This is a genomic window from Xanthobacter aminoxidans (assembly GCF_043193615.1).
GTDB classification, from domain to species: Bacteria; Pseudomonadota; Alphaproteobacteria; order Rhizobiales; family Xanthobacteraceae; genus Xanthobacter; species Xanthobacter aminoxidans.
Window position 1 is genome coordinate 1 of sequence record NZ_JBAFUS010000014.1, and the last position, 1,501, is coordinate 1,501.

A 1,501-nucleotide genomic window follows, 5' to 3' on the forward strand; every position below is an offset into this window, starting at 1 on the left:
TCGAACTCGGAAGCGGTGAAGAAGGGGGTTCGGCCAAACTCGGTCATGTTGGCGAGCAGCGGCACGCCGGGCAGGCGGCTGGCGAATGCGCGGAACATCTCCGCGTCGTTGAGCGCCTCGGGGAAGATGGCATCGGCTCCCGCCTCCACATAGAGCTTGGCGCGGGCCACCGCCCCGTCGAGCCCCTCGCTGGCCGCCGCATCCGTGCGGGCGATGAGGTAGAGGTGGCGCCGGGCTTTGGCGGCGGCGGCTACCTTGGCGGCCATGTCGCGGGCGTCCGCCAGCTTCTTGTCGTTCAGGTGGCCGCATTTCTTCGGAAGAAGCTGATCCTCGATGTGGACCGCCCCGGCGCCAGCCTCCTCGAAAGTGCGCACCATGTGCATCACGTTGAGCGCTTCGCCATAGCCGGTGTCGCCGTCCACCAGAACCGGCAGGCCGCTCGCGCGGGCCACCTGACGGATGAAGAAGGCGACTTCATCCACGGTGATGATGCCGAGGTCCGGCAGGCCCATGGACGCCGTCATGGCGGCGCCGGAGAGATAGAGGGCATTGAAGCCGGCGGCCTTCGCCTGCAGCGCAGCCATGCCGTTGTGCGTGCCGGGAATCTTCAGGATACCATTGGCCTCCAGGAGGGCCCGGAAGCGGGCGCCGGCAGGCGCGGCGGGGCGATCGGATGCGACGAGATAGGGCATGTGTCTCTCCTTCAGGCCGCGCGGACGGCGGCGCGACCGCGCGCTTCCAGCGGCACGAACACCTGGTGCTCCGGCCCCACATAATTGGCCGATGGGCGGATGATCTTGTTGTCGGCGCGCTGCTCCAGAATGTGCGCGCTCCAGCCCGACGTGCGGGCGATGACGAAGAGTGGCGTGAACAGAGCCGTGGGTATCCCCATCATGTGGTAGGAGACCGCGCTGAACCAATCGAGATTGGCGAACATCTTCTTGGTCTCGCCCATCACCTGCTCGATGCGGCTGGCGATCTCGAACATGCGGAGCGCGCCCGCCTCGATGGACAGCCGCCGCGCCACCTCCCGGATGACCACGTTGCGCGGGTCGGCCACGGTGTAGACCGGGTGGCCGAAGCCGATCACCACTTCCTTGGCGGCGATCCGGCGGCGAATGTCCGCCTCCGCCTCGTCCGGGTCGGCGTAGCGCTTCTGGATTTCGAAGGCGACTTCGTTGGCGCCGCCGTGCTTCGGCCCGCGCAGGGCGCCGATGGCACCGGTGATGGCCGAGTAGAAGTCGGCTCCCGTGCCGGCGATGGAGCGGGCGGTGAAGGTGGAGGCGTTGAACTCGTGCTCCGCATAGAGGATCAGCGAGGTGTGCATGGCCCGCACATGGCTCGCGCTCGGCGCGCGACCGTGCAGCAGGTGGAGGAAATGGCCGCCGATGGTGTCGTCGTCCGTCTCCACCTCGATGCGCCGCCCATTCTGGGAGAAGTGGAACCAGTAGAGCAGCATGGAGCCGAGGGAGGCCATCAGCCGGTCGGCGATGTCCCGTGC

At 67.7% G+C, this 1,501-nt stretch carries 2 protein-coding genes; both read right to left on the reverse strand.

Going from position 1 to position 1,501, the window contains the following annotated elements:
- A partial coding sequence (locus V5F74_RS25980) for an isocitrate lyase/phosphoenolpyruvate mutase family protein (RefSeq protein WP_394010508.1) occupies positions 1-692 on the reverse strand: 692 nt, incomplete at its 3' end.
- Between the two features lie 11 nt (positions 693-703).
- The coding region (locus tag V5F74_RS25985) for a citrate/2-methylcitrate synthase (protein WP_029558499.1) at positions 704-1,501 on the reverse strand (798 nt) is incomplete at its 5' end.